Genomic DNA, 24,544 nt, shown 5'->3' on the forward strand with positions numbered 1-24,544 from the left:
TTACCCCTTAACGCTTGGCTTTCTTGTCTGCCACGTGCCCACGATATGTGCGGGTACCGGCAAACTCGCCTAGTTTATGGCCGACCATGTCTTCGTTCACGAGAACTGGAACATGCTGGCGACCGTTATGCACTGCAATGGTCAAACCGACCATTTGTGGCAGGATCATCGAACGACGCGACCAGGTCTTAACTGGTTTGCGATCGTTCTTTTCCGCCGCCACTTCGATCTTCTTCAGTAGGTGAAGATCAATAAAAGGACCTTTTTTCAGAGAACGTGGCACTGTCGTATCCCTCTATTTACTTGCGACGACGGACGATCATTTTGTCGGTACGCTTATTACCACGAGTCTTCGCGCCCTTAGTCGGGAAGCCCCACGGCGATACCGGATGACGACCACCAGAGGTACGACCTTCACCACCACCATGTGGGTGGTCAACCGGGTTCATGGCAACACCACGAACGGTTGGGCGAACGCCACGCCAGCGTTTGGCACCCGCTTTACCCAGCGAACGAAGGCTGTGCTCGGAGTTCGAGACTTCGCCCAGCGTTGCACGGCACTCAGACAGTACTTTACGCATTTCACCGGAGCGAAGACGCAGGGTCACGTACACACCTTCACGAGCGATCAGCTGTGCCGAGGCACCAGCGGAACGAGCGATCTGCGCGCCTTTACCTGGCTTCAGTTCGATGCCGTGTACGGTGCTACCAACTGGAATGTTGCGCAGTTGAAGAGCGTTGCCCGGCTTGATTGGTGCCAGAGCACCTGCAATCAGCTGGTCGCCAGCACTCACGCCTTTAGGGGCAATGATGTAGCGGCGCTCGCCGTCTGCGTAAAGCAGCAGAGCAATGTGAGCAGTACGGTTTGGATCGTATTCGATACGCTCGACGGTGGCAGCGATGCCATCCTTGTCGTTGCGACGGAAGTCGACCAGACGATAATGCTGTTTATGGCCACCACCGATATGACGGGTAGTAATACGACCATTGTTGTTACGACCACCAGACTTCGATTTTTTCTCGAGCAGCGGTGCGTGAGGAGCGCCTTTATGCAGCTCCTGGTTGACCACCTTGACCACAAAACGGCGGCCAGGGGAAGTCGGTTTGCATTTAACGATTGCCATGATGCACCCCTTCCTTACTCAGCACTGCTGCTGAAATCGAGATCTTGGCCTGGCTGAAGGGAGATAACTGCCTTCTTCCAGTCATTACGCTTGCCCAGACCGCGAGCAGTGCGCTTGCTCTTACCCAGAACATTCAGGGTAGTAACACGCTCTACTTTCACGCTGAACAGGCTTTCGACGGCCTTCTTGATTTCCAGCTTGGTTGCGTCAGTAGCAACCTTGAAAACGAACTGACCTTTTTTGTCTGCAAGAACCGTAGCCTTCTCGGAAACGTGCGGGCCAAGCAGAACTTTAAATACGCGTTCCTGGTTCATCCCAGCAGCTCCTCGAATTTCTTCACGGCCGACACAGTGATCAACACTTTGTCGTATGCGATCAGACTAACTGGATCGGAACCTTGAACGTCACGTACATCAACGTGCGGCAGGTTACGAGCAGCCAGGTACAGATTCTGGTCAACAGCGTCAGACACGATCAGGACGTCAGTCAGGCCCATGCCAGTCAGCTTGTTCAGCAAATCTTTGGTTTTCGGTGCTTCAACAGCGAAGTCCTGAACCACGACCAGACGATCAGTACGAACCAGTTCAGCAAGGATGGAGCGCAGCGCAGCGCGATACATCTTCTTGTTGAGCTTCTGAGTGTGATCCTGAGGACGAGCTGCGAAAGTGGTACCGCCGCCACGCCAGATTGGGCTACGGATAGTACCGGCACGAGCACGGCCAGTACCTTTCTGACGCCAAGGGCGCTTACCGCCACCACGAACGTCGGAACGGGTCTTTTGCTGCTTGCTACCCTGACGACCGCCAGCCATGTAGGCCACGACTGCCTGGTGAACCAGCGTCTCGTTGAATTCGCCGCCAAATGTCAGTTCGGAAACTTCGATTGCCTGAGCGTCATTTACATTTAATTGCATGTCAGCTTCCCCTTAACCGCGAGCCTTGGCTGCCGGACGTACAACCAGGTTGCCGCCAGTAGCGCCAGGAACAGCACCCTTGACCAACAACAGATTGCGTTCAGCGTCCACGCGCACTACTTCCAGGGACTGCACGGTCACGCGCTCAGCGCCCATATGACCGGACATTTTTTTGCCCTTGAATACACGACCAGGAGTCTGGCACTGGCCGATAGAGCCTGGGACGCGGTGGGAGACGGAGTTACCGTGGGTATTGTCTTGACCACGGAAATTCCAACGCTTGATCGTACCCTGGAAGCCTTTACCCTTGGACTGACCGGTTACATCAACCAGTTGACCAGCGGCGAAGATTTCAGCGTTGATCTGATCGCCAGCCTGGTAGTCGCCTTCTTCAAGACGGAATTCCATGACGGTACGACCGGCGGCAACGTTCGCTTTGGCGAAGTGGCCAGCCTGAGCGGCTGTAACACGCGAAGCGCGACGCTCGCCGACAGTGACTTGCACTGCACGATAGCCATCGGTTTCTTCGGTTTTGAACTGAGTGACGCGATTCGGCTCGATCTCAATGACCGTGACCGGAATGGAGACACCTTCTTCGGTGAAAATACGGGTCATACCGCATTTACGACCGACTACACCAATAGTCATGTTGTAAACCTCATGAGTGTACGGGGCTTTCACCCGCTATGGCCGCCCATTTCAGAGCGTTACACGACTAAGACCCAAGTCTTAGCCGAGGCTGATCTGAACTTCCACACCGGCCGCAAGATCAAGCTTCATAAGCGCATCAACGGTTTTTTCCGTTGGCTGGACAATGTCCAGAACACGCTTGTGAGTACGGATCTCATACTGGTCGCGCGCGTCTTTGTTGACGTGCGGAGAAACCAGGACGGTGAACCGCTCTTTACGAGTCGGCAGTGGAATCGGACCACGCACCTGTGCACCAGTACGTTTCGCGGTTTCCACGATTTCCTGGGTTGATTGGTCGATCAGGCGATGGTCAAAAGCCTTCAACCTGATACGGATTTGCTGGTTTTGCATTGGATTCAGACTCCAGATTGCTGTTCCCACCGAGCGCAATACGCCCGTTAAAAGGAGGCGCAATTCTATAGACGACCTAACAAGGTGTCAACCCAATAAAAAAGCCCCCGCAGTGCGGGGGCTCTTTTTGGGACTCAACGCTTAAGCGATGATTTTGGCTACGACGCCAGCGCCGACGGTACGACCGCCTTCACGGATTGCGAAACGCAGACCATCTTCCATTGCGATTGGCTTGATCAGGGTAACGGAAACTTTAACGTTATCACCTGGCATAACCATTTCTACGCCTTCCGGCAGTTCGCAGCTACCAGTTACGTCGGTAGTACGGAAGTAGAACTGTGGACGGTAGCCTTTGAAGAACGGAGTGTGACGACCGCCTTCTTCTTTGCTCAGAACGTAGATTTCAGCTTCGAACTGAGTGTGCGGCTTGACGCTGCCTGGCTTGACCAGAACCTGGCCACGCTCAACGTCGTCACGCTTGGTACCGCGCAGCAGAACGCCGCAGTTCTCGCCAGCACGACCTTCGTCGAGCAGTTTGCGGAACATTTCAACACCGGTGCAGGTGGTGACGGTAGTGTCACGCAGACCAACGATTTCCAGTGGATCCTGAACCTTGACGATACCGCGCTCAATACGACCAGTCACAACAGTACCGCGACCGGAGATCGAGAATACGTCTTCGATCGGCATCAGGAACGGCTTGTCGGTAACACGAACTGGTTCTGGGATGTAGGAGTCCAGTGTTTCAACCAGTTTACGAACGGCAGTGGTGCCCATTTCGTTGTCGTCTTTACCTTCCAGAGCCATACGAGCAGAACCGATGATGATCGGAGTGTCGTCGCCTGGGAAGTCGTAAGTGCTCAGCAGATCGCGCACTTCCATCTCGACCAGTTCCAGCAGCTCAGCGTCGTCTACCAGGTCAGCCTTGTTCAGGAAGACCACGATGTACGGAACGCCAACCTGACGGGACAGCAGGATGTGCTCACGGGTTTGTGGCATCGGACCATCAGCGGCCGAACAAACCAGAATCGCGCCGTCCATCTGGGCAGCACCAGTGATCATATTCTTCACGTAGTCAGCGTGACCTGGGCAGTCAACGTGAGCATAGTGACGGATCAACGATTTGTATTCGACGTGCGCGGTGTTGATGGTGATACCACGAGCCTTTTCTTCCGGTGCGCTGTCGATCTTGTCGAATTCAACAGCAGCCGAACCGAAAACTTCGGAGCAGACGCGAGTCAGAGCAGCGGTCAGCGTGGTTTTACCATGGTCAACGTGACCAATGGTGCCAACGTTGACGTGCGGGAGGGAACGATCAAATTTTTCTTTAGCCACGACAAATAACTCCTAGCCTAAAGGCGCTGAATCAGCCTTGTTTTTTGGTTACAGTTTCGACGATGTGCGACGGAGCTGTATTGTATTTTTTGAATTCCATAGAGTAGCTTGCGCGACCCTGAGACATGGAGCGAACGTCGGTCGCATAACCGAACATCTCACCCAACGGAACCTCGGCACGAATTACCTTGCCGGAAACCGTATCTTCCATACCCAGAATCATGCCGCGACGGCGGTTAAGGTCGCCCATCACGTCACCCATATAGTCTTCAGGCGTAACAACCTCTACTGCCATGATCGGCTCAAGCAGCTCACCACCGCCCTTCTGGGCCAGTTGCTTGGTCGCCATGGAAGCAGCCACCTTAAACGCCATCTCGTTCGAGTCGACGTCATGGTAGGAACCATCAAACACGGTAGCCTTCAGGCCGATCAGCGGATAACCGGCAACAACGCCGTTCTTCATCTGCTCTTCGATACCCTTCTGGATAGCCGGGATGTATTCCTTGGGAACAACACCACCTACCACTTCGTTTACGAATTGCAGACCTTCCTGACCTTCGTCAGCAGGTGCAAAACGGATCCAGCAATGACCGAACTGGCCACGACCGCCGGATTGACGAACGAACTTGCCTTCGATTTCACAATTCTTCGTGATGCGCTCACGATAGGAAACCTGAGGCTTGCCGATGTTGGCTTCGACGTTGAACTCACGGCGCATCCGGTCAACCAGGATGTCCAGGTGGAGCTCGCCCATGCCCGAGATGATCGTTTGACCAGTCTCTTCATCAGTTTTGACGCGGAAAGACGGGTCTTCCTGAGCAAGCTTGCCCAGTGCGATACCCATTTTTTCCTGGTCATCCTTGGTCTTTGGCTCAACGGCAACCGAAATAACCGGCTCCGGGAAGTCCATACGAACCAGGATGATTGGCTTGTCAGCGTTGCACAAGGTTTCACCAGTGGTGACGTCCTTCATGCCGATCAAGGCCGCGATGTCACCAGCGCGTACTTCCTTGATTTCTTCACGGGCGTTTGCGTGCATCTGCACCATACGACCCACACGCTCTTTCTTGCCCTTGACCGAGTTGATCACGCCGTCGCCGGATGCCAACACGCCCGAGTAAACGCGGACGAATGTCAAGGTACCCACGAATGGGTCGGTAGCGATCTTGAACGCCAGAGCCGAGAACGGCTCGTTGTCGTCTGCATGACGCTCCATCAGAACTTCTTCGTTATCAGGATCGGAACCCTTGATAGCTGGAATGTCAGTTGGAGCAGGCAGGTAATCGATCACGGCATCGAGAACCAGGGGAACACCCTTGTTCTTGAAGGAAGAACCGCAAACAGCAAGAACGATCTCACCAGCGATAGTACGCTGACGCAGAGCATCCTTGATTTCCTTGTTGGTGAGTTCTTCACCTTCGAGGTACTTGTTCATCAGCTCTTCGTTGGCTTCAGCAGCAGCCTCAACCATGTTACTGCGCCATTCGTCAGCCAGTTCCTGCAATTCAGCAGGGATGGGCTTGCGAACTGGAACCATGCCCTTGTCGGCATCATTCCAGTAGACCGCTTCCATGGACATCAGATCGATCTGACCCTGGAAGTTGTCTTCGGCACCAATGGCCAGCTGGATCGGCACCGGGGTGTGACCCAGGCGCTGCTTGATCTGAGCAATTACGCGCAGAAAGTTCGCACCAGCACGGTCCATCTTGTTCACGTAAACGATACGCGGAACACCGTACTTGTTGGCTTGACGCCATACGGTTTCGGACTGCGGCTCTACGCCAGAAGTGCCACAGAACACAACGACCGCGCCGTCGAGTACACGCAGGGAACGTTCAACTTCAATGGTGAAGTCTACGTGGCCCGGGGTGTCAATGACGTTGAAGCGGTATTGGTCTTTGTGTTGCTTCTCGGAACCCTGCCAGAAGGCAGTAATAGCAGCAGAAGTAATGGTAATACCACGCTCCTGCTCCTGAACCATCCAGTCCGTGGTCGCGGCGCCATCATGCACCTCGCCCATTTTGTGGCTTTTGCCGGTGTAAAAAAGGACGCGCTCGGTGGTGGTGGTTTTACCAGCATCCACGTGAGCGACGATACCAATGTTACGGTAGCGGCCAATCGGAGTAGTACGAGCCATAAAGCCCTCGCAAAATTAGTGACGCTGAAATTAGAAGCGGTAGTGCGAGAAAGCCTTGTTGGCTTCAGCCATACGGTGCACGTCTTCACGCTTCTTGACTGCAGCACCTTTACCTTCGGCGGCGTCCATCAGTTCGCCGGCCAAACGCAGAGCCATAGACTTCTCACCGCGCTTGCGCGCGAAGTCTACCAGCCAGCGCATTGCCAGAGCATTACGACGGGACGGACGAACTTCAACAGGAACCTGGTAAGTAGCACCGCCTACACGGCGCGACTTTACTTCGACCAGCGGAGCGATGGCGTCGAGAGCTTTCTCGAAGATTTCCAGGGGATCGCTGTTCTTGCGTTCTTTAACCTTTTCCAGCGCGCCATAAACGATACGCTCGGCAACGGCTTTCTTGCCGCTTTCCATCACGTGGTTCATGAACTTGGCCAGAATCTGGCTACCGTATTTTGGATCGTCAAGCACATCGCGCTTGGCTGCTACGCGTCTTCTTGGCATGGATAAGCCCTCAAACGGTCTTCAGGTTAGCTCGGGACCACCATCCAGTTAGGAATGCGCCCGACCTTACTCTTATCGACTCAGAAAAATAGAAATCTGCAATTTCAAACAGAGGCCAAAGACTACTTAGGCTTCTTGGTACCGTATTTCGAGCGACCCTGGTTACGGCCTTTAACGCCGGAAGTATCCAGAGAACCACGAACGGTGTGGTAACGAACACCTGGCAAGTCTTTTACACGACCGCCACGGATCAGTACCACGCTGTGTTCTTGCAGGTTGTGACCTTCACCACCGATGTACGAGGAAACCTCGAAACCGTTGGTCAGGCGCACACGGCAGACTTTACGCAATGCCGAGTTAGGTTTTTTCGGCGTGGTGGTATACACACGAGTGCACACACCGCGACGTTGCGGGCAGTTCTGCAGCGCAGGTACGTCGGATTTCTCGACGATACGCTTACGCGGCTGACGTACCAGCTGGTTGATAGTTGCCATCTACTAGCTCCACTGTTGTCTTGCGACGCTATTGTCTTACAAGAAAAGCAAATGACAGGGCACAGGCCCCGCCAAATTTAGGGGTACAAGAGTCTAAAGAGGATCCCGCCCCCAGTCAAGACAAAGCCCCGACGTCCTCACCTGGCAAACAACACGAAAACGTGCTGTCTGCCAGGTGAAAAATGCCGAGGCTCTGGTCTCAATTACCGCTGGAGTTCAACGCTTCCGTCAGAGCCGCTTCTACTTCGCTCGCGCTGACACGGGTCGGTTTGTCCATTTCACGACGACGCTTGCGCTCGCTGTGATAAGCCAGACCGGTACCGGCCGGGATCAGACGACCCACGACCACGTTTTCCTTCAGGCCGCGCAGGTAATCGCGCTTGCCGGTCACAGCCGCTTCGGTCAGTACGCGGGTTGTCTCCTGGAAGGAGGCCGCGGAGATGAACGACTCGGTAGACAGCGATGCCTTGGTGATACCCAGCAACACGCGAGTGAACTTGGAAACAAACTTGTCTTCCGTGCTCAGACGCTCGTTTTCTACCAGTACGTGAGTCAGCTCCATCTGGTCGCCCTTGATGAAACTGGAATCGCCAGACTCGGCAATTTCAACCTTACGCAGCATCTGACGCAGAATCGTCTCGATGTGCTTGTCGTTGATCTTCACGCCTTGCAGACGGTATACGTCCTGAATCTCGTTGACGATGTACTTGGCCAGCGCACTCACACCCAGCAGACGCAGGATGTCGTGTGGATCGCTCGGGCCGTCGGAGATAACTTCGCCGCGGTTCACTTGCTCGCCTTCGAAGACGTTCAGGTGACGCCACTTCGGAATCAGCTCCTCGTACGGATCGCTACCGTCGTTCGGGGTGATGACCAGACGGCGCTTGCCTTTGGTCTCTTTACCGAATGCGATGGTACCGCTGACTTCTGCAAGGATCGACGCCTCTTTCGGACGACGCGCTTCGAACAGGTCGGCAACACGCGGCAAACCACCGGTGATGTCACGAGTCTTCGACGTTTCCTGCGGAATACGAGCGATAACATCACCGATCGCGATCTGCGCACCGTCAGCAACACCAACAAGGGCGTTAGCCGGCAGGAAGTACTGGGCCGGTACGTCAGTACCTGGCAGCAGCAGATCCTTGCCATCCAGACCAACCATCTTCACAGCAGGACGGATGTCCTTGCCGGCAGCCGGGCGATCTTTGGCGTCGAGCACTTCAATGTTGGTCATACCGGTCAATTCGTCTGTCTGACGCTTGATCGTGATGCCTTCTTCCATGCCTACGTAGGTAACAGTACCTTTCATCTCGGTGACGATTGGGTGAGTGTGCGGATCCCACTTGGCCACGATAGAGCCAGCGTCGACCTTGTCGCCTTCCTTCACCGAAATCACTGCACCGTATGGCAGCTTGTAACGCTCACGCTCACGACCGAAGTCATCTGCGATTGCCAGTTCACCGGAGCGGGATACCGCAACCAGGTGACCGTCAACACGCTCGACGTGCTTCAGGTTGTGCAGGCGGACAGTACCGCCATTCTTCACCTGAACGCTATCGGCTGCCGAGGTCCGGCTTGCCGCACCACCGATGTGGAACGTACGCATTGTCAGCTGAGTACCCGGCTCACCGATCGACTGTGCAGCGATTACGCCGACAGCTTCACCGATGTTGACCTGGTGACCGCGTGCCAGGTCGCGACCGTAGCACTTGGCGCAGATGCCATAGCGGGTTTCACAGCTGATTGGCGAACGAACGATTACTTCGTCGATGCTGTTCAGCTCGATGAACTCGACCCACTTCTCGTCTACCAGCGTGCCAGCAGGGACGATGACATCTTCCGTGCCCGGCTTGAATACGTCACGGGCAATGACTCGACCCAATACGCGCTCACCCAGCGGCTCTACAACGTCACCGCCTTCAATGTGCGGAGTCATCAGCAGACCGTGCTCGGTACCGCAATCAACCTCGGTAACCACCAGATCCTGAGCGACGTCTACCAGACGGCGTGTCAGATAACCGGAGTTAGCGGTTTTCAACGCGGTATCCGCAAGACCCTTACGAGCACCGTGAGTAGAGATGAAGTACTGAAGTACGCTCAAACCTTCACGGAAGTTCGCAGTGATCGGCGTTTCGATGATGGAACCGTCAGGCTTGGCCATCAGACCACGCATACCGGCCAGCTGACGGATCTGGGCAGCAGAACCACGCGCCCCGGAGTCAGCCATCATGTACATCGAGTTGAAGGATTCCTGATCAACTTCGACGCCGTGACGGTCGATAACGCGTTCTTTGGACAGGTTCGACATCATCGCTTTCGAGACTTCGTCGTTCGCCTTGGACCAAAGGTCGATTACCTTGTTGTACTTCTCGCCCTGGGTTACCAGGCCGGAGGCGTACTGACTTTCGATCTCTTTAACTTCTTCGGTGGCCGCGTCGATGATGCGAGCTTTTTCATCAGGGATAACGAAGTCGTTAACGCCGATGGAAACACCCGAAATGGTCGAGTAGGCAAAACCGGTGTACATCAACTGGTCAGCGAAAATAACGGTCTCTTTCAGGCCGACCACGCGATAGCACTGGTTGATCAGCTTGGAGATCGCTTTCTTCTTCATTGGCTGGTTGACGACGTCGTAGGACAGGCCGGCCGGAACCACCTGGAACAGCAGCGCACGGCCGACAGTGGTGTCGACGATACGGGTGTTCTTGACGCTGCCACCATCACGGTCGTTGACCGTTTCGTGGATACGCACCTTGACCTTGGCGTGCAGAGCCGCTTCGCCGGCGCGGAATACGCGGTCGACTTCCTGCAGGTCCGCAAATACACGACCTTCGCCCTTGGCGTTGATCGCTTCGCGAGTCATGTAGTACAGACCCAGTACAACGTCCTGCGAAGGAACGATGATTGGCTCACCGTTGGCTGGCGACAGAATGTTGTTGGTCGACATCATCAGCGCGCGCGCTTCGAGCTGAGCTTCCAGCGTCAGAGGCACGTGAACGGCCATCTGGTCACCGTCGAAGTCGGCGTTGTACGCAGCACAAACCAATGGGTGCAGCTGAATGGCCTTACCTTCGATCAGTACCGGTTCAAACGCCTGGATGCCCAGACGGTGAAGTGTCGGCGCACGGTTCAGAAGCACCGGGTGTTCGCGAATCACCTCAGCGAGAACGTCCCAGACCTCTGGCAGCTCGCGCTCGACCATCTTCTTGGCAGCTTTGATGGTCGTAGCCAGGCCACGCATTTCCAGCTTGCCGAAAATGAACGGCTTGAACAGCTCGAGAGCCATCTTCTTCGGCAGACCGCACTGGTGCAGACGCAGGGTCGGACCTACGGTAATTACCGAACGACCCGAGTAGTCAACACGCTTACCGAGCAAGTTCTGACGGAAACGACCCTGCTTACCCTTGATCATGTCAGCCAGGGATTTCAGAGGACGCTTGTTCGAACCCGTGATCGCGCGACCGCGACGACCGTTGTCGAGCAGTGCATCGACCGCTTCCTGCAGCATGCGCTTTTCGTTGCGCACGATGATATCGGGAGCGGACAGATCCAGCAGGCGCTTCAGACGGTTGTTACGGTTGATCACTCGACGATACAGATCGTTGAGGTCGGACGTCGCGAAACGGCCACCGTCAAGCGGAACCAGAGGACGCAGATCTGGCGGCAGAACCGGCAGAACGGTCAGCACCATCCACTCAGGAAGGTTGCCGGAACCCTGGAAGGCTTCCATCAATTTCAGACGCTTGGACAGCTTCTTGATTTTGGTCTCGGAATTGGTTTGCGGAATTTCTTCACGCAGACGGCCAATTTCGTGCTCCAGATCAATAGCGTGCAGCAGCTCGCGGACAGCCTCGGCACCCATGCGGGCGTCGAAGTCGTCACCGAACTCTTCGAGCGCTTCGAAGTACTGCTCGTCGTTCAGCAGCTGACCTTTTTCAAGGGTGGTCATGCCTGGATCGATAACGACATAGCTCTCGAAGTAGAGAACACGTTCGATATCACGCAGGGTCATGTCCATCAGCAAACCGATACGGGACGGCAGCGATTTCAGGAACCAGATGTGGGCAACCGGCGAAGCCAGTTCGATGTGAGCCATGCGCTCGCGACGAACCTTGGCCAGTGCTACTTCAACACCGCACTTTTCGCAGATGACACCGCGGTGCTTCAGGCGCTTGTACTTACCGCACAGGCACTCGTAATCTTTTACCGGGCCAAAGATCTTGGCGCAGAACAGACCGTCACGCTCAGGCTTGAACGTACGGTAGTTGATGGTTTCCGGCTTTTTAACTTCACCGAACGACCAAGAGCGGATCATCTCAGGCGATGCAAGTCCGATACGGATTGCGTCGAACTCTTCGACTTGACCCTGGTTTTTCAGCAAATTCAGTAGGTCTTTCAAGGCTTTTCCTCCTGGCGGAGCAGGGAGCAGGCAATACCGCCCTGCCCCCGATTCGCGTCACGTGTTATTCGGTTTCCAGATCGATATCGATACCGAGCGAACGGATTTCTTTGATCAACACGTTGAAAGACTCGGGCATGCCCGGCTCCATACGGTGATCGCCGTCCACGATGTTTTTGTACATCTTGGTACGACCGTTCACATCGTCCGACTTCACTGTGAGCATTTCCTGCAGAGTGTACGCCGCGCCGTATGCTTCCAGCGCCCACACTTCCATCTCCCCGAAACGCTGACCACCGAACTGTGCCTTACCACCCAGCGGCTGCTGGGTAACCAGGCTGTACGAACCAGTGGAACGCGCGTGCATCTTGTCGTCCACCAAGTGGTTCAGCTTCAGCATGTACATGTAGCCAACCGTTACAGCACGTTCAAACTTGTTGCCGGTACGACCGTCGAACAGCTGCATCTGGCCGCTTTCCGGCATATCTGCCAGCTTGAGCATTGCCTTGATTTCGCTTTCCTTGGCACCGTCGAAAACCGGGGTAGCCATCGGTACGCCGTTACGCAGGTTCTTCGCGAGGTCCAGAATCTCGTTGTCGGTGAGGTCTTCCAGAGATTCCTGACGACCGCCGATTTCGTTATAGATCTCGTTGAGGAACTTGCGCAGCTCAGCAACTTTACGCTGCTCTTCGAGCATGCGGTTGATCTTCTCGCCCAGACCTTTGGCCGCGAGGCCCAGGTGGGTTTCGAGAATCTGACCAACGTTCATACGCGAAGGTACGCCCAGCGGGTTGAGGACGATATCAACCGGCGTGCCATTGGCATCGTGCGGCATGTCTTCAACCGGCATGATCACAGAGACCACACCCTTGTTACCGTGACGACCGGCCATCTTGTCGCCCGGCTGGATGCGGCGACGGATTGCCAGGTAGACCTTGACGATTTTCAGAACGCCTGGAGCCAGGTCATCGCCCTGCTGCAGTTTGCGTTTCTTGTCTTCGAACTTGTCATCCAGAAGACGGCGACGATCAACGATGTAAGCCTGAGCTTTTTCGAGCTGCTCGTTGAGAGCATCTTCAGCCATGCGCAGCTTGAACCACTGACCATGCTCAAGACCATCGAGCACTTCGTTGGTGATTTCCTGGCCCTTCTTGAGGCCAGCGCCGCCTTCAGCTACACGACCCACCAGCGCAGAGCGCAGACGTTCGAAAGTAGCGCCTTCGACAATACGGAACTCTTCGTTCAGATCCTTGCGGATCTCGTCGAGTTGCGACTTCTCGATGGACAGGGCACGCGCATCACGCTCGACACCATCACGGGTGAAGACCTGAACGTCAATGACAGTACCTTTGGTACCGGTTGGTACGCGCAGGGAGGTGTCTTTAACGTCGCTGGCCTTCTCACCGAAGATCGCGCGCAACAGTTTTTCTTCCGGAGTCAGCTGGGTCTCGCCTTTCGGAGTGACCTTACCGACCAGGATGTCGCCGGCGCCGACTTCGGCACCTACATAAACGATACCCGCTTCGTCCAGCTTGTTCAGAGCCGCTTCACCCACGTTAGGGATGTCAGCTGTGATTTCCTCTGGCCCAAGCTTGGTATCACGCGCCACACAGGTCAGTTCCTGAATGTGGATCGTGGTGAAACGGTCTTCCTGAACAACACGCTCAGAAAGACAGATGGAGTCTTCGAAGTTGAAACCGTTCCAGGCCATGAACGCGATGCGCATGTTCTGACCCAGCGCCAGTTCACCCATATCGGTGGACGGGCCGTCGGCCATGATGTCGCTACGCTGAACACGGTCACCCTTGCTGACCAGCGGACGCTGGTTGATGCAGGTGTTCTGGTTCGAACGGGTGTATTTGGTCAGGTTGTAGATGTCTACACCCGCCTCACCTGTTTCAACTTCATCATCGGCAACGCGAACAACGATACGGCTGGCGTCAACCGAGTCGATCACACCACCGCGACGAGCCACGACGCAAACGCCGGAGTCGCGAGCAACGTTGCGCTCCATGCCAGTACCTACCAGCGGCTTGTCGGCGCGCAGAGTAGGAACAGCCTGACGCTGCATGTTCGAACCCATCAACGCACGGTTGGCGTCATCGTGCTCGAGGAACGGAATCAGCGATGCAGCTACCGAGACAACCTGCTTGGGCGAAACGTCCATCAGGGTGACATCGGCTGGCGCCTTGACGGTGAATTCGTTCAAGTGACGCACAGCAACCAGTTCGTCGATCAGCTCTTGCTTGTCGTTCATTGCGGCCGAAGCCTGGGCAATGACGTGGTCCGCTTCTTCGATCGCTGAAAGGAACACGATCTCTTCGGTGACCAGACCTTCCTTGACCACACGGTACGGGCTCTCGAGGAAGCCGTACTGGTTGGTGCGGGCATAGGCCGCCAGGGAGTTGATCAGACCGATGTTCGGACCTTCAGGCGTCTCGATCGGGCACACACGGCCGTAGTGAGTCGGGTGAACGTCTCGAACTTCAAAGCCGGCGCGCTCACGCGTCAGACCGCCAGGGCCGAGTGCGGAAACACGACGCTTGTGCGTGATCTCGGACAGCGGGTTGTTCTGGTCCATGAACTGGGAAAGCTGGCTGGAACCGAAGAACTCCTTGACCGCCGCCGCAACAGGTTTGGCGTTGATCAGGTCCTGAGGCATCAGGCCTTCGCTTTCTGCCATGGACAGACGCTCTTTGACAGCGCGCTCGACACGGACCAGACCAACACGGAACTGGTTCTCGGCCATCTCGCCTACGCAACGAACGCGACGGTTACCGAGGTGGTCGATGTCATCGACGATGCCTTTGCCGTTACGGATATCAACGAGGGTCTTGAGGACCGCTACGATGTCTTCCTTGCACAGCACGCCCGAACCTTCGATTTCGGTACGACCGATACGACGGTTGAACTTCATACGACCTACAGCGGACAGGTCATAACGCTCAGGGCTGAAGAACAGGTTGTTGAACAGTGTTTCAGCGGCATCCTTGGTTGGCGGCTCGCCAGGACGCATCATGCGATAGATCTCGACCAGCGCTTCCAGTTGGTTGCTGGTGGAGTCGATCTTCAGTGTGTCGGAGACGAACGGACCACAATCGATGTCGTTGGTGTACAACGTTTCGATACGAACAACCTGAGCCTTGGCGATCTTGGCCAGGATTTCAGTGTTCAGCTCGGTGTTGCACTCGGCAATGATCTCACCGGTTGCCGGATGCACGATGACCTTGGCTGTAGTGCGACCCAGGACGTAGTCCAGAGGCACTTCCAGCTCTTTGATCCCGGCCTTTTCCAGCTGGTTGATGTGACGGGCAGTGATACGACGACCCTGCTCGACAATGACCTTGCCCTTGTCGTCCAGGATGTCCAGAACGGCAATTTCACCACGCAGGCGCTGAGGCACCAGTTCCAGGCTCAGGTTTTCACCGCGCACATGGAATACGTTGGTGGTGTAGAACGCATCGAGCACTTGCTCGGTGGTGTAACCCAGAGCGCGCAGAAGTACGGACGCAGGTAGCTTGCGACGACGGTCGATACGGACGAATACGCAGTCTTTCGGATCGAACTCGAAGTCCAGCCACGAACCGCGGTAAGGAATGATACGAGCGGAGTACAGCAGCTTACCGGAGCTGTGCGTCTTGCCACGGTCGTGGTCGAAGAATACGCCAGGCGAACGGTGAAGCTGAGACACGATAACGCGCTCGGTGCCGTTGATTACAAAGGTACCGTTCTCAGTCATCAGGGGGATTTCACCCATGTAGACTTCTTGCTCTTTGATGTCCTTGATCGCTTTGTTCGACGATTCTTTGTCGAAAATGATCAGACGGACCTTGACTCGCAGAGGTACTGCGTAAGTCACACCGCGCAGCACGCATTCCTTGACATCAAATGCCGGTTCGCCCAAGCGATAACCTACATACTCCAGCGCAGCATTGCCGGAGTAGCTGATGATCGGGAAAACGGATTTGAAGGCTGCATGCAGACCGACGTCGCGGAACTGATCTTTGGTCGCTCCCGCCTGCAGGAATTCGCGATACGAATCCAGCTGGATGGCCAAGAGATACGGCACATCCATTACGTCCGGCAACTTGCTAAAGTCCTTGCGGATACGTTTTTTCTCAGTATATGAGTAAGCCATCAGCGTTCCCCAGCTTGGTCACCTGCTTGTTTGGCTCCCTCCCGACGGAAGCAGCCAGAAAATCTTGCAAACCCCTTGGTTTGCGCCACCGCCATCGGTGGATACCACACATTACAGACGTTGACAGCGCCAATCGTCTATAACGGAAAAAGGCCGGTGGCAAAAGCCACCAGCCATCAGCCTTTCGCTAAACGCGTGGGCTGGACACTCAAAATCGATGCTTATTTCAGCTCGACTTTAGCGCCTGCTTCTTCCAGAGTAGCTTTGGCTTTGTCAGCTGCGTCTTTGGCAACAGCTTCCAGAACCATTGCCGGGGCGCCGTCAACGACTGCCTTGGCTTCTTTCAGGCCCAGACCGGTCAGTTCACGTACTGCCTTGATCACGTTAACTTTCTTCTCGCCAGCTTCCAGCAGCATGACGTTGAATTCAGTTTGTTCTTCAACAACAGCAGCAGCAACAGCTGGACCAGCAGAGCCGGCAGCAGCGGTGACGCCAAACTTCTCTTCGAACGCCTTGATCAGCTCTACAACCTGCAGAACGGACATTTCAGATACGGCGTTAAGGATATCGTCTTGAGAGATGGACATGACTCAATTTCCTGAATTGGGGGACGGCCTACGCGACCATCAAAATAAACAAAAATACGCGAAAAGATCTGACTCAGCCTTAGGCTGCAGCTGCTTCTTTTTGGTCGCGAACAGCCGCCAGAGTACGAGCCAACTTGCTGGTAGCGCCTTGAATCACGCTCATCAGCTGAGAAATTGCTTCGTTACGGGTCGGCAGGCTTGCCAGTACATCGATCTGATTAGCTGCGAGGAACTTGCCCTCGAACGCAGCTGCCTTGATCTCGAACTTGTCCTGACCTTTAGCGAATTCCTTGAACAGACGGGCAGCAGCGCCAGGATGTTCGTTGGAGAACGCGATCAAGGTCGGGCCGGTGAACACGTCGTTGAGAACACTGAACTCAGTGTCAGCAACAGCGCGCTTGAGCAGGGTGTTACGTACAACACGTACGTAAACGCCAGCTTCACGAGCCTCTTTACGGAGTCCGGTCATTGCGCCAACCGTCACACCACGGGCATCAGCCACGACAGCGGACAGACCAGCTTTGGCAGCCTCGTTGACTTCAGCGACGATGGCCTTCTTGTCTTCGAGTTTAATTGCCACGGGTTTAACTCCTGCTTGTTACCGTTTCATCGGACCAGAGCCAGATGTCGTTTTGGTGTCTGATTCGGTAAGGAACCGGGAGCACCATCTGCGTAGGCTTGAGGTTTAAGACTTGCGTCGCCTACGGTCTTGGATAGCCCCCGCCAGGCAGGGACCCCAATCTTTCAAACGGTACGGCAATCGATCACCGTACCGTTTTGTCTTACGCTTCCAACGAACCCTGGTCGATAACCAGGCCTGGGCCCATAGTGGTGCTCAGGGTGATGCGCTTGACGTAAATACCTTTCGAAGAAGCAGGCTTGATACGCTTCAGATCAGCGATCAGGGCTTCAACGTTTTCCTTCAGCTTGACAGCGTCGAAACCGACCTTGCCAACGGAAGTGTGGATGATGCCGTTTTTGTCGGTGCGATAACGAACCTGACCAGCCTTGGCGTTCTTGACGGCGTTAGCGACGTCAGGAGTAACGGTGCCGACTTTCGGGTTAGGCATCAGACCACGAGGACCGAGAACCTGACCCAGCTGACCCACAACGCGCATTGCATCAGGGGAAGCGATAACGACGTCGTAGTTCAGATCGCCAGCTTTCATTTCAGCGGCCAGATCGTCCATACCCACGCGGTCAGCACCGGCAGCCAGAGCAGCTTCAGCAGCAGGACCCTGGGTGAATACTGCAACGCGTACAGTCTTGCCAGTACCGTGCGGCAGTACAGTAGCGCTACGTACGACCTGGTCGGATTTACGAGGATCAACACCCAGGTTGACAGCGACGTCGATGGACTCGCTGAACTTGACAGTCGACAGCTCGGTGAGCAACGCAGCGGCGTCTACAAAATTGTAAGACTTGCCAGCTTCGATTTTTTCGGCGATTGCCTTTTGACGCTTGGTCAGCTTAGCCATTACACACCCTCCACGTTAAGGCCCATGCTACGAGCGGAACCGGCGATGGTACGCACGGCCGCTTCCATGTCAGCTGCAGTCAGATCCGCATTTTTTGCTTTAGCGATATCTTCCAGCTGAGCACGAGTCACGGTGCCAACTTTAACGGTGTTCGGGCGAGCCGAGCCGCTGGTCAAGCCTGCAGCTTTCTTCAGCAGAACCGATGCAGGGGTACTTTTTGTTTCGAAAGTGAAGCTACGGTCGCTGTATACAGTGATGATCACTGGAGTCGGCAGGCCTGGCTCAATACCCTGAGTACGGGCGTTGAACGCTTTGCAGAATTCCATGATGTTCACACCGTGCTGACCCAGAGCAGGACCAACTGGCGGGCTTGGGTTAGCCTGAGCGGCTTTCACTTGCAGCTTGATGTATGCGGTTATCTTCTTGGCCATGAGGCACTCCAATTACGGGTTCAAGCGCCAATAAAGGCTCCCCGGTTACTTACGCGTATATCCCAGTGACGAAAAAACCCCACAGCCTTGGGCTGCGGGGTATGGGATTCCAGCTCAGTTATGCCTTTTCGACCTGACTGAACTCCAGCTCTACCGGAGTAGAGCGTCCGAAAATGAGCACCGCCACTTGAATCCGGCTCTTTTCGTAGTTAACTTCTTCGACCGTGCCATTGAAATCGGCGAACGGGCCGTCGGTGACGCGAACAACTTCACCTGGCTCGAACAGCGTTTTCGGCTTCGGCTTGTCGCTACCGTCAGCAACGCGACGCAGAATCGCTTCTGCCTCTTTATCAGTGATGGGGGCGGGCTTGTCAGCGGTACCGCCGATGAAGCCCATGACACGCGGGGTATCCTTGACCAAGTGCCAAGTACCCTCATTCATGTCCATCTGAACAAGCACATAACCAGGGAAGAACTTGCGTTCGCTTTTGCGCTTCTGGCCATTACGCATTTCAACCACTTCTTCAGTGGGAACCAGAATTTCGCCGAAGCCATCTTCCATGCCTGCCAGCTTCACACGCTCGACCAACGAGCGCATGACATGCTTCTCGTAACCCGAGTAAGCATGCACTACGTACCAACGCTTAGCCACGGGACACCCTTAGCCAACTATCAAGGAAACAAGCCAGCCGAGCAGGGAATCAAGCCCCCACAACAGCAACGCCATAACCAGCACAACAGCCACAACGATCAACGTGGTTTGAGTGGTTTCTTGGCGAGTAGGCCATACGACTTTACGGATCTCGGCACGGGCTTCTTTCGCCAAAACGAAGAAGGCCTTACCTTTGCCTGTCTGCAGCGCTACAAATGCGGCAGCTGCGGCAATCACAAGGAGAGCGAGAACGCGATACAGGATCGGCTCAGCAGAATAATACTGATTGCCGACAACACCCACGACAACCAAAACGACTACCAGGAGCCACTTCAGCATATCAAAGCGAGAGTCTGATGCTTCAGCCTTGGGATTCATCTACGGAGATCCTGTGAAAAGAAAGCCAGATTACATCTAGGGAATCTGGCAGGTCAGGAGGGAATCGAACCCCCAACCTACGGTTTTGGAGACCGTCGCTCTGCCAATTGAGCTACTGACCTAAAAGCAAAATCAGGCCGACCATTATGCGGACCTGACGAGAGTTTTTCAACACCTTATTCGAAGCGAACCTAACAGGCGACACACTTCGAACAAGCTTCAGACGGCGCACACAGCGCGGAACCGCCTAAAACAAAGGCAGATATTTTCATATCTGCCTTTATCAATGGAGCTCTTGAGCGGATTTGAACCGCTGACCTCACCCTTACCAAGGGTGTGCTCTACCAACTGAGCTACAAGAGCAAAACACTGCGCATGAACCACAAGCCTGGAGCGGGTAGCGGGAGTCGAACCCGCATCATCAGCTTGGAAGGCTGAGGTTCTACCACTAAACTATACCCGCACAACTTGCAGCTCGCGCTAAATCTGGTGGAGGGGGAAGGATTCGAACCTTCGAAGTCGTAGACGTCAGATTTACAGTCTGATCCCTTTGGCCGCTCGGGAACCCCTCCTAAGCGAGGCAGCATTCTCAACTCATGCTACCCTTCTGTCAACCTTTTTCTCAGTAAAAACCTGAGGTTACATGCGTTGACTACTACCACTTCGTTCGTGAGACTTTCACCTCACTGCGAAGCGGGCGCCATTCTATGTAAACTAATCAGCAGTTGCAATGCCCTCGCACGACATTATTTGATTTTTTAATTGCGGAAAATCCTGACTCAGCTGACTGATCAAGCCCGCTTCGACAAGGCGTCGACTTTCCGGGGCGATTTTCAGCCAGTAGGCGCTAGCCCCGCTGGATTGGACTGGCTGAAATTGAGACTGGATATCAAGGCTGTTCAATCGCTGCTCGACCAGGCGCGCATCCTCTTGCTTGGCAAAGCCACCGACGTACAGACACCTGGCGCCGGGATCGCTGGACACCCGCCCGGCATCAGACTCGCTGAGCAGACGAATATCCTGCTGAGTAGTACGGTGCAACGACAGGGGCATGAACTCTTTGGCCCTGATCGGAGCCTCCTGCTGATGCCAGATGTAATAAAAGCCATTAAGCATCAACAGCAGAAGAAATAACCAACGCATAAAGACCTCAACGCAAAGGGCAGGCCAGGGCCAGCCCCACGAAGACCAGATCAGGAACGATACGGGCCCCTGGGAGCACATCCGCAACCAAAGCAGCGTCGCCGCCAGTCACAAAAATAGCAAAGTCGTCGCCCCAATACCCACGGGCTATTTCGACCTGAGTCAATGCGAACCCACGAAGCATCAGCGAGCAGCCGCGCTCTACCGCCTCTGCGGTTGCACGCCCGGGAACAAGACGAACCAAAGCCCTTTCGGCCTCGGTGTCGTCATATCTGATGCGGCGGGTATGGGTGCGCAACTGATTGCGCATCAAGGGCATCCCTGGACAGATAAAACCACCAAGATGTACGCCGCCCGCATCGACGAAATCAGATGTCACGGCGGTACCCAGATCAATCACCAGGCATGCACGCTTAACAAGGTGGTATGCACCTACAAAAGCCAGCCAGCGATCCAGGCCAAGGCGCTCGAAATCGTCATAGCCATTCACCACCCCTCCAAGCTCACGGGCAGGCACTGCGCAGACGGGGGTGACGGAGAACGCGTTCGTCAGCACAGAAACCAGACGCGCCGTTTCTTCGGCGCTGCGAACACTTACCAGACGGCAGTCGCTGAACGTTGTGTCAGGTAGATTACGCAGGTGCTCCAACAAGGCTGCGTCAGAGTCCACAACGCCGACGCTGATCACTGCCGCATCGCTTTTAGCAGTAATGCGCCACTTGATGAAGCTATTGCCACAATCGAGCTCAAGAATCATCTCGCAACCTCAGGCTCAGCTCACCACCACTAAAGCTTTTTTCCACACCATTGACTTCCAACCGCAGCGCTCCAAGCGAGTCAACCCCCAACACCACTCCCTCCACGGCCTCTACCCCCGAGAGCAACTTGACCGCAGCACCCTGCCACAAATGCCCCCGCTCCCACTCTTTCTGAAATGCTGCAAAGCCTTCCTTGCGATGAACCGCCATGAGCGCCTCAAGCTGGGTGCTTATACGAGCAGCGACCTGATTGCGATCAACCAGTCCGCCTGTTTCGAGCCTCACCGACGTCCACAGCTGATCGACCTCGCTGGAGGAACGCATGTTTACGTTCACCCCTATCCCGATAATCACATGACACACGTCCGCCGGATCGCCAATCAGCTCGAGCAAAATGCCGGCGATCTTCTGCCTGCCAACGAGCACGTCATTGGGCCATTTAAGACCTGCGCCCTGGACACCCATATCACGCAGCACATTCATCACCGCAAGCCCCACCAACAAGCTGAGGCCTTCCAACTGACGCATCCCGCCATCGATGCGCAGGACCAGGCTGTAATACAGGTTTTCAGCAAATGGACTTATCCACTTTCGACCACGTCGCCCTCTTCCGGAGGTCTGCTGCTCGGCCACCACCAACAAAGGCATGGCAACGCCTTGAGCAATCAGGCGCGCAGCCTCAGCATTGGTTGAGTCGATAGAGTCGTAAGTACGTACAGACCAGCCGGCAGGAAAGCCTGACTGCATAATGTCAGCAGGACTTAGAAGAGAAATAGGCGTTGCGAGTCTATAACCACGACCGCGCACCTTGTGGACATCTATGCCCAGGTCCGCCTCAAGCTGCTGCAGCTGCTTCCAGACCGCACTGCGACTTATGCCGAGGGCATCGCCTAATACCTGCCCGGAATGAAATGCACCATCAGCAAGAAGCTTTAACAAGGTCAGCATTTGGAATCGCCTGGCAATAAGGCACGCATCATAGCCACGCAGAGGCATGATGCATAGAAACGAAAACGTGTTTTCACGTTGGTTTTTTGCAGGTACAAGACAAACAAAAACCCTCGACGCGTAAGCGAAGAGGGTTTCTGGAATTCAATCTTGACGATGACCTACTCTCACATGGGGAAACCCCACACTACCATCGGCGATACATCGTTTCACTACTGAGTTCGGGATGGGATCAGGTGGTTCCAATGCTCTATGGTCGTCAAGAAATTCGGGTACCGAATCGTGCCGTGCGGCGCGCTTCAGCAAATCGGGTATGTGATATCAAGCTGTTTCAGGTGTCGTTCGTGACGCAAACTTTCGGTTCGTGTCATCTTCACAGTCACCGCAATCTGGTCATTCGACGCAAATTGCTTGGGTGTTATATGGTCAAGCCTCACGGGCAATTAGTATTGGTTAGCTCAACGCCTCACAGCGCTTACACACCCAACCTATCAACGTCGTAGTCTTCGACGGCCCTTCAGGGAACTCAAGGTTCCAGTGAGATCTCATCTTGAGGCAAGTTTCCCGCTTAGATGCTTTCAGCGGTTATCTTTTCCGAACATAGCTACCCGGCAATGCCACTGGCGTGACAACCGGAACACCAGAGGTTCGTCCACTCCGGTCCTCTCGTACTAGGAGCAGCCCCTCTCAAATCTCAAACGTCCACGGCAGATAGGGACCGAACTGTCTCACGACGTTCTAAACCCAGCTCGCGTACCACTTTAAATGGCGAACAGCCATACCCTTGGGACCGGCTTCAGCCCCAGGATGTGATGAGCCGACATCGAGGTGCCAAACACCGCCGTCGATATGAACTCTTGGGCGGTATCAGCCTGTTATCCCCGGAGTACCTTTTATCCGTTGAGCGATGGCCCTTCCATACAGAACCACCGGATCACTAAGACCTACTTTCGTACCTGCTCGACGTGTCTGTCTCGCAGTCAAGCGCGCTTTTGCCTTTATACTCTACGACCGATTTCCGACCGGTCTGAGCGCACCTTCGTACTCCTCCGTTACTCTTTAGGAGGAGACCGCCCCAGTCAAACTACCCACCATACACTGTCCTCGATCCGGATAACGGACCTGAGTTAGAACCTCAAAGTTGCCAGGGTGGTATTTCAAGGTTGGCTCCACGCAGACTGGCGTCCACGCTTCAAAGCCTCCCACCTATCCTACACAAGCAAATTCAAAGTCCAGTGCAAAGCTATAGTAAAGGTTCACGGGGTCTTTCCGTCTAGCCGCGGATACACTGCATCTTCACAGCGATTTCAATTTCACTGAGTCTCGGGTGGAGACAGCGCCGCCATCGTTACGCCATTCGTGCAGGTCGGAACTTACCCGACAAGGAATTTCGCTACCTTAGGACCGTTATAGTTACGGCCGCCGTTTACCGGGGCTTCGATCAAGAGCTTCGCTTGCGCTAACCCCATCAATTAACCTTCCGGCACCGGGCAGGCGTCACACCCTATACGTCCACTTTCGTGTTTGCAGAGTGCTGTGTTTTTAATAAACAGTCGCAGCGGCCTGGTATCTTCGACCGGCAGGGGCTTACGCAGTAAATGCTTCACCTCCACCGGCGCACCTTCTCCCGAAGTTACGGTGCCATTTTGCCTAGTTCCTTCACCCGAGTTCTCTCAAGCGCCTTGGTATTCTCTACCCAACCACCTGTGTCGGTTTGGGGTACGGTTCCTGGTTACCTGAAGCTTAGAAGCTTTTCTTGGAAGCATGGCATCAACCACTTCGTGTTCTAAAAGAACACTCGTCATCAGCTCTCGGCCTTAAGATCCCGGATTTACCTAAGATCTCAGCCTACCACCTTAAACCTGGACAACCAACGCCAGGCTGGCCTAGCCTTCTCCGTCCCTCCATCGCAATAACCAGAAGTACAGGAATATTAACCTGTTTTCCATCGACTACGCTTTTCAGCCTCGCCTTAGGGACCGACTAACCCTGCGTCGATTAACGTTGCGCAGGAAACCTTGGTCTTTCGGCGTGGGTGTTTTTCACACCCATTGTCGTTACTCATGTCAGCATTCGCACTTCTGATA

The 24,544-nt window shown here is 54.9% G+C and carries 21 protein-coding genes, 4 tRNA genes and 2 rRNA genes (1 of these 27 only partly in view); all 27 read right to left on the reverse strand.

All coding sequences use genetic code 11. The annotated features are described in order from the left end of the window. Nucleotides 1-7 precede the first annotated feature (7 nt). Nucleotides 8-283, reverse strand: coding sequence for a 30S ribosomal protein S19 (gene rpsS, locus KUIN1_RS23840; RefSeq protein WP_002555486.1), 276 nt, complete (start codon nt 281-283; stop codon nt 8-10). Nucleotides 284-299: 16 nt separating this feature from the next. Further along, the gene (gene rplB / locus KUIN1_RS23845) at nt 300-1,124 is read right to left on the reverse strand and encodes a 50S ribosomal protein L2 (protein WP_003317104.1); all 825 of its coding nucleotides are present in this window, start codon (nt 1,122-1,124) and stop codon (nt 300-302) included. Between the two features lie 14 nt (nt 1,125-1,138). After that, the gene (rplW, locus tag KUIN1_RS23850; protein ID WP_002555488.1) at nt 1,139-1,438 is read right to left on the reverse strand and encodes a 50S ribosomal protein L23; all 300 of its coding nucleotides are present in this window, start codon (nt 1,436-1,438) and stop codon (nt 1,139-1,141) included. Then, nucleotides 1,435-2,037 (reverse strand): 50S ribosomal protein L4, encoded by a 603-nt coding sequence (gene rplD / locus KUIN1_RS23855; RefSeq protein ID WP_002555489.1) that lies wholly within the window; start codon nt 2,035-2,037, stop codon nt 1,435-1,437. Before rplD ends, rplW begins: the two co-directional genes overlap by 4 nt. Nucleotides 2,038-2,049: 12 nt before the next feature. After that, nucleotides 2,050-2,685 (reverse strand): 50S ribosomal protein L3, encoded by a 636-nt coding sequence (rplC, locus tag KUIN1_RS23860; RefSeq protein WP_002555490.1) that lies wholly within the window; start codon nt 2,683-2,685, stop codon nt 2,050-2,052. Nucleotides 2,686-2,766: 81 nt separating this feature from the next. Continuing rightward, nucleotides 2,767-3,078, reverse strand: coding sequence for a 30S ribosomal protein S10 (gene rpsJ / locus KUIN1_RS23865; protein WP_002555491.1), 312 nt, complete (start codon nt 3,076-3,078; stop codon nt 2,767-2,769). Nucleotides 3,079-3,219: 141 nt separating this feature from the next. Then, entirely contained in the window at nt 3,220-4,413 is a 1,194-nt protein-coding gene (tuf, locus tag KUIN1_RS23870; RefSeq protein WP_003344210.1) for an elongation factor Tu, read from the reverse strand. Between the two features lie 31 nt (nt 4,414-4,444). After that, nucleotides 4,445-6,550, reverse strand: coding sequence for an elongation factor G (gene fusA / locus KUIN1_RS23875; protein ID WP_003400432.1), 2,106 nt, complete (start codon nt 6,548-6,550; stop codon nt 4,445-4,447). A 30-nt stretch (nt 6,551-6,580) separates the two neighbouring features. Then, nucleotides 6,581-7,051: a 30S ribosomal protein S7 gene (rpsG, locus tag KUIN1_RS23880; RefSeq protein WP_003400433.1), complete on the reverse strand. Its 471-nt coding sequence runs from the start codon at nt 7,049-7,051 to the stop codon at nt 6,581-6,583. 122 nt (nt 7,052-7,173) lie between these two features. After that, nucleotides 7,174-7,545 carry a 30S ribosomal protein S12 gene (gene rpsL / locus KUIN1_RS23885; protein ID WP_002555494.1) on the reverse strand — a complete coding sequence of 124 codons (372 nt, stop codon included), beginning with the start codon at nt 7,543-7,545 and terminating at the stop codon, nt 7,174-7,176. A gap of 199 nt (nt 7,546-7,744) precedes the next feature. Further along, nucleotides 7,745-11,944: a DNA-directed RNA polymerase subunit beta' gene (gene rpoC / locus KUIN1_RS23890; protein ID WP_003431814.1), complete on the reverse strand. Its 4,200-nt coding sequence runs from the start codon at nt 11,942-11,944 to the stop codon at nt 7,745-7,747. Nucleotides 11,945-12,008: 64 nt separating this feature from the next. Then, the gene (gene rpoB / locus KUIN1_RS23895) at nt 12,009-16,082 is read right to left on the reverse strand and encodes a DNA-directed RNA polymerase subunit beta (protein WP_003317110.1); all 4,074 of its coding nucleotides are present in this window, start codon (nt 16,080-16,082) and stop codon (nt 12,009-12,011) included. A 221-nt stretch (nt 16,083-16,303) separates the two neighbouring features. Then, entirely contained in the window at nt 16,304-16,669 is a 366-nt protein-coding gene (gene rplL, locus KUIN1_RS23900) for a 50S ribosomal protein L7/L12 (RefSeq protein ID WP_003400441.1), read from the reverse strand. Between the two features lie 79 nt (nt 16,670-16,748). Beyond that, a complete protein-coding gene (gene rplJ / locus KUIN1_RS23905; RefSeq protein ID WP_002555498.1) occupies nt 16,749-17,249 on the reverse strand; it encodes a 50S ribosomal protein L10 in 501 nt (166 codons plus the stop codon). Between the two features lie 202 nt (nt 17,250-17,451). Beyond that, entirely contained in the window at nt 17,452-18,147 is a 696-nt protein-coding gene (gene rplA, locus KUIN1_RS23910) for a 50S ribosomal protein L1 (protein ID WP_003400443.1), read from the reverse strand. Next, entirely contained in the window at nt 18,147-18,578 is a 432-nt protein-coding gene (gene rplK, locus KUIN1_RS23915; RefSeq protein ID WP_002555500.1) for a 50S ribosomal protein L11, read from the reverse strand. Before rplK ends, rplA begins: the two co-directional genes overlap by 1 nt. Nucleotides 18,579-18,696: 118 nt before the next feature. Next, nucleotides 18,697-19,230 (reverse strand): transcription termination/antitermination protein NusG, encoded by a 534-nt coding sequence (gene nusG, locus KUIN1_RS23920; RefSeq protein ID WP_003317113.1) that lies wholly within the window; start codon nt 19,228-19,230, stop codon nt 18,697-18,699. Nucleotides 19,231-19,239: 9 nt separating this feature from the next. After that, nucleotides 19,240-19,608 carry a preprotein translocase subunit SecE gene (gene secE / locus KUIN1_RS23925; RefSeq protein ID WP_002555502.1) on the reverse strand — a complete coding sequence of 123 codons (369 nt, stop codon included), beginning with the start codon at nt 19,606-19,608 and terminating at the stop codon, nt 19,240-19,242. Nucleotides 19,609-19,654: 46 nt separating this feature from the next. Continuing rightward, a tRNA-Trp gene (locus tag KUIN1_RS23930) sits at nt 19,655-19,730 on the reverse strand. A 165-nt stretch (nt 19,731-19,895) separates the two neighbouring features. Beyond that, nucleotides 19,896-19,971: transfer RNA gene (locus KUIN1_RS23935), tRNA-Thr, on the reverse strand. Nucleotides 19,972-19,997: 26 nt separating this feature from the next. Continuing rightward, nucleotides 19,998-20,071, reverse strand: a tRNA-Gly gene (locus tag KUIN1_RS23940). Nucleotides 20,072-20,095: 24 nt separating this feature from the next. Next, a tRNA-Tyr gene (locus KUIN1_RS23945) sits at nt 20,096-20,180 on the reverse strand. A gap of 142 nt (nt 20,181-20,322) precedes the next feature. Then, the gene (locus KUIN1_RS23950; protein ID WP_152092331.1) at nt 20,323-20,751 is read right to left on the reverse strand and encodes a hypothetical protein; all 429 of its coding nucleotides are present in this window, start codon (nt 20,749-20,751) and stop codon (nt 20,323-20,325) included. Between the two features lie 7 nt (nt 20,752-20,758). After that, a complete protein-coding gene (locus KUIN1_RS23955) occupies nt 20,759-21,508 on the reverse strand; it encodes a pantothenate kinase (RefSeq protein WP_032654191.1) in 750 nt (249 codons plus the stop codon). Beyond that, nucleotides 21,498-22,457 carry a bifunctional biotin--[acetyl-CoA-carboxylase] ligase/biotin operon repressor BirA gene (birA, locus tag KUIN1_RS23960; RefSeq protein ID WP_162886741.1) on the reverse strand — a complete coding sequence of 320 codons (960 nt, stop codon included), beginning with the start codon at nt 22,455-22,457 and terminating at the stop codon, nt 21,498-21,500. Before birA ends, KUIN1_RS23955 begins: the two co-directional genes overlap by 11 nt. A gap of 148 nt (nt 22,458-22,605) precedes the next feature. Beyond that, nucleotides 22,606-22,721: ribosomal RNA gene (gene rrf / locus KUIN1_RS23965) — 5S ribosomal RNA — on the reverse strand. Nucleotides 22,722-22,879: 158 nt separating this feature from the next. Then, nucleotides 22,880-24,544, reverse strand: a 23S ribosomal RNA gene (locus tag KUIN1_RS23970) (it continues 1,229 nt past the right edge of the window).

This window comes from Pseudomonas sp. KUIN-1 (genome assembly GCF_009176725.1).
GTDB classification, from domain to species: Bacteria; Pseudomonadota; Gammaproteobacteria; order Pseudomonadales; family Pseudomonadaceae; genus Aquipseudomonas; species Aquipseudomonas fragariae.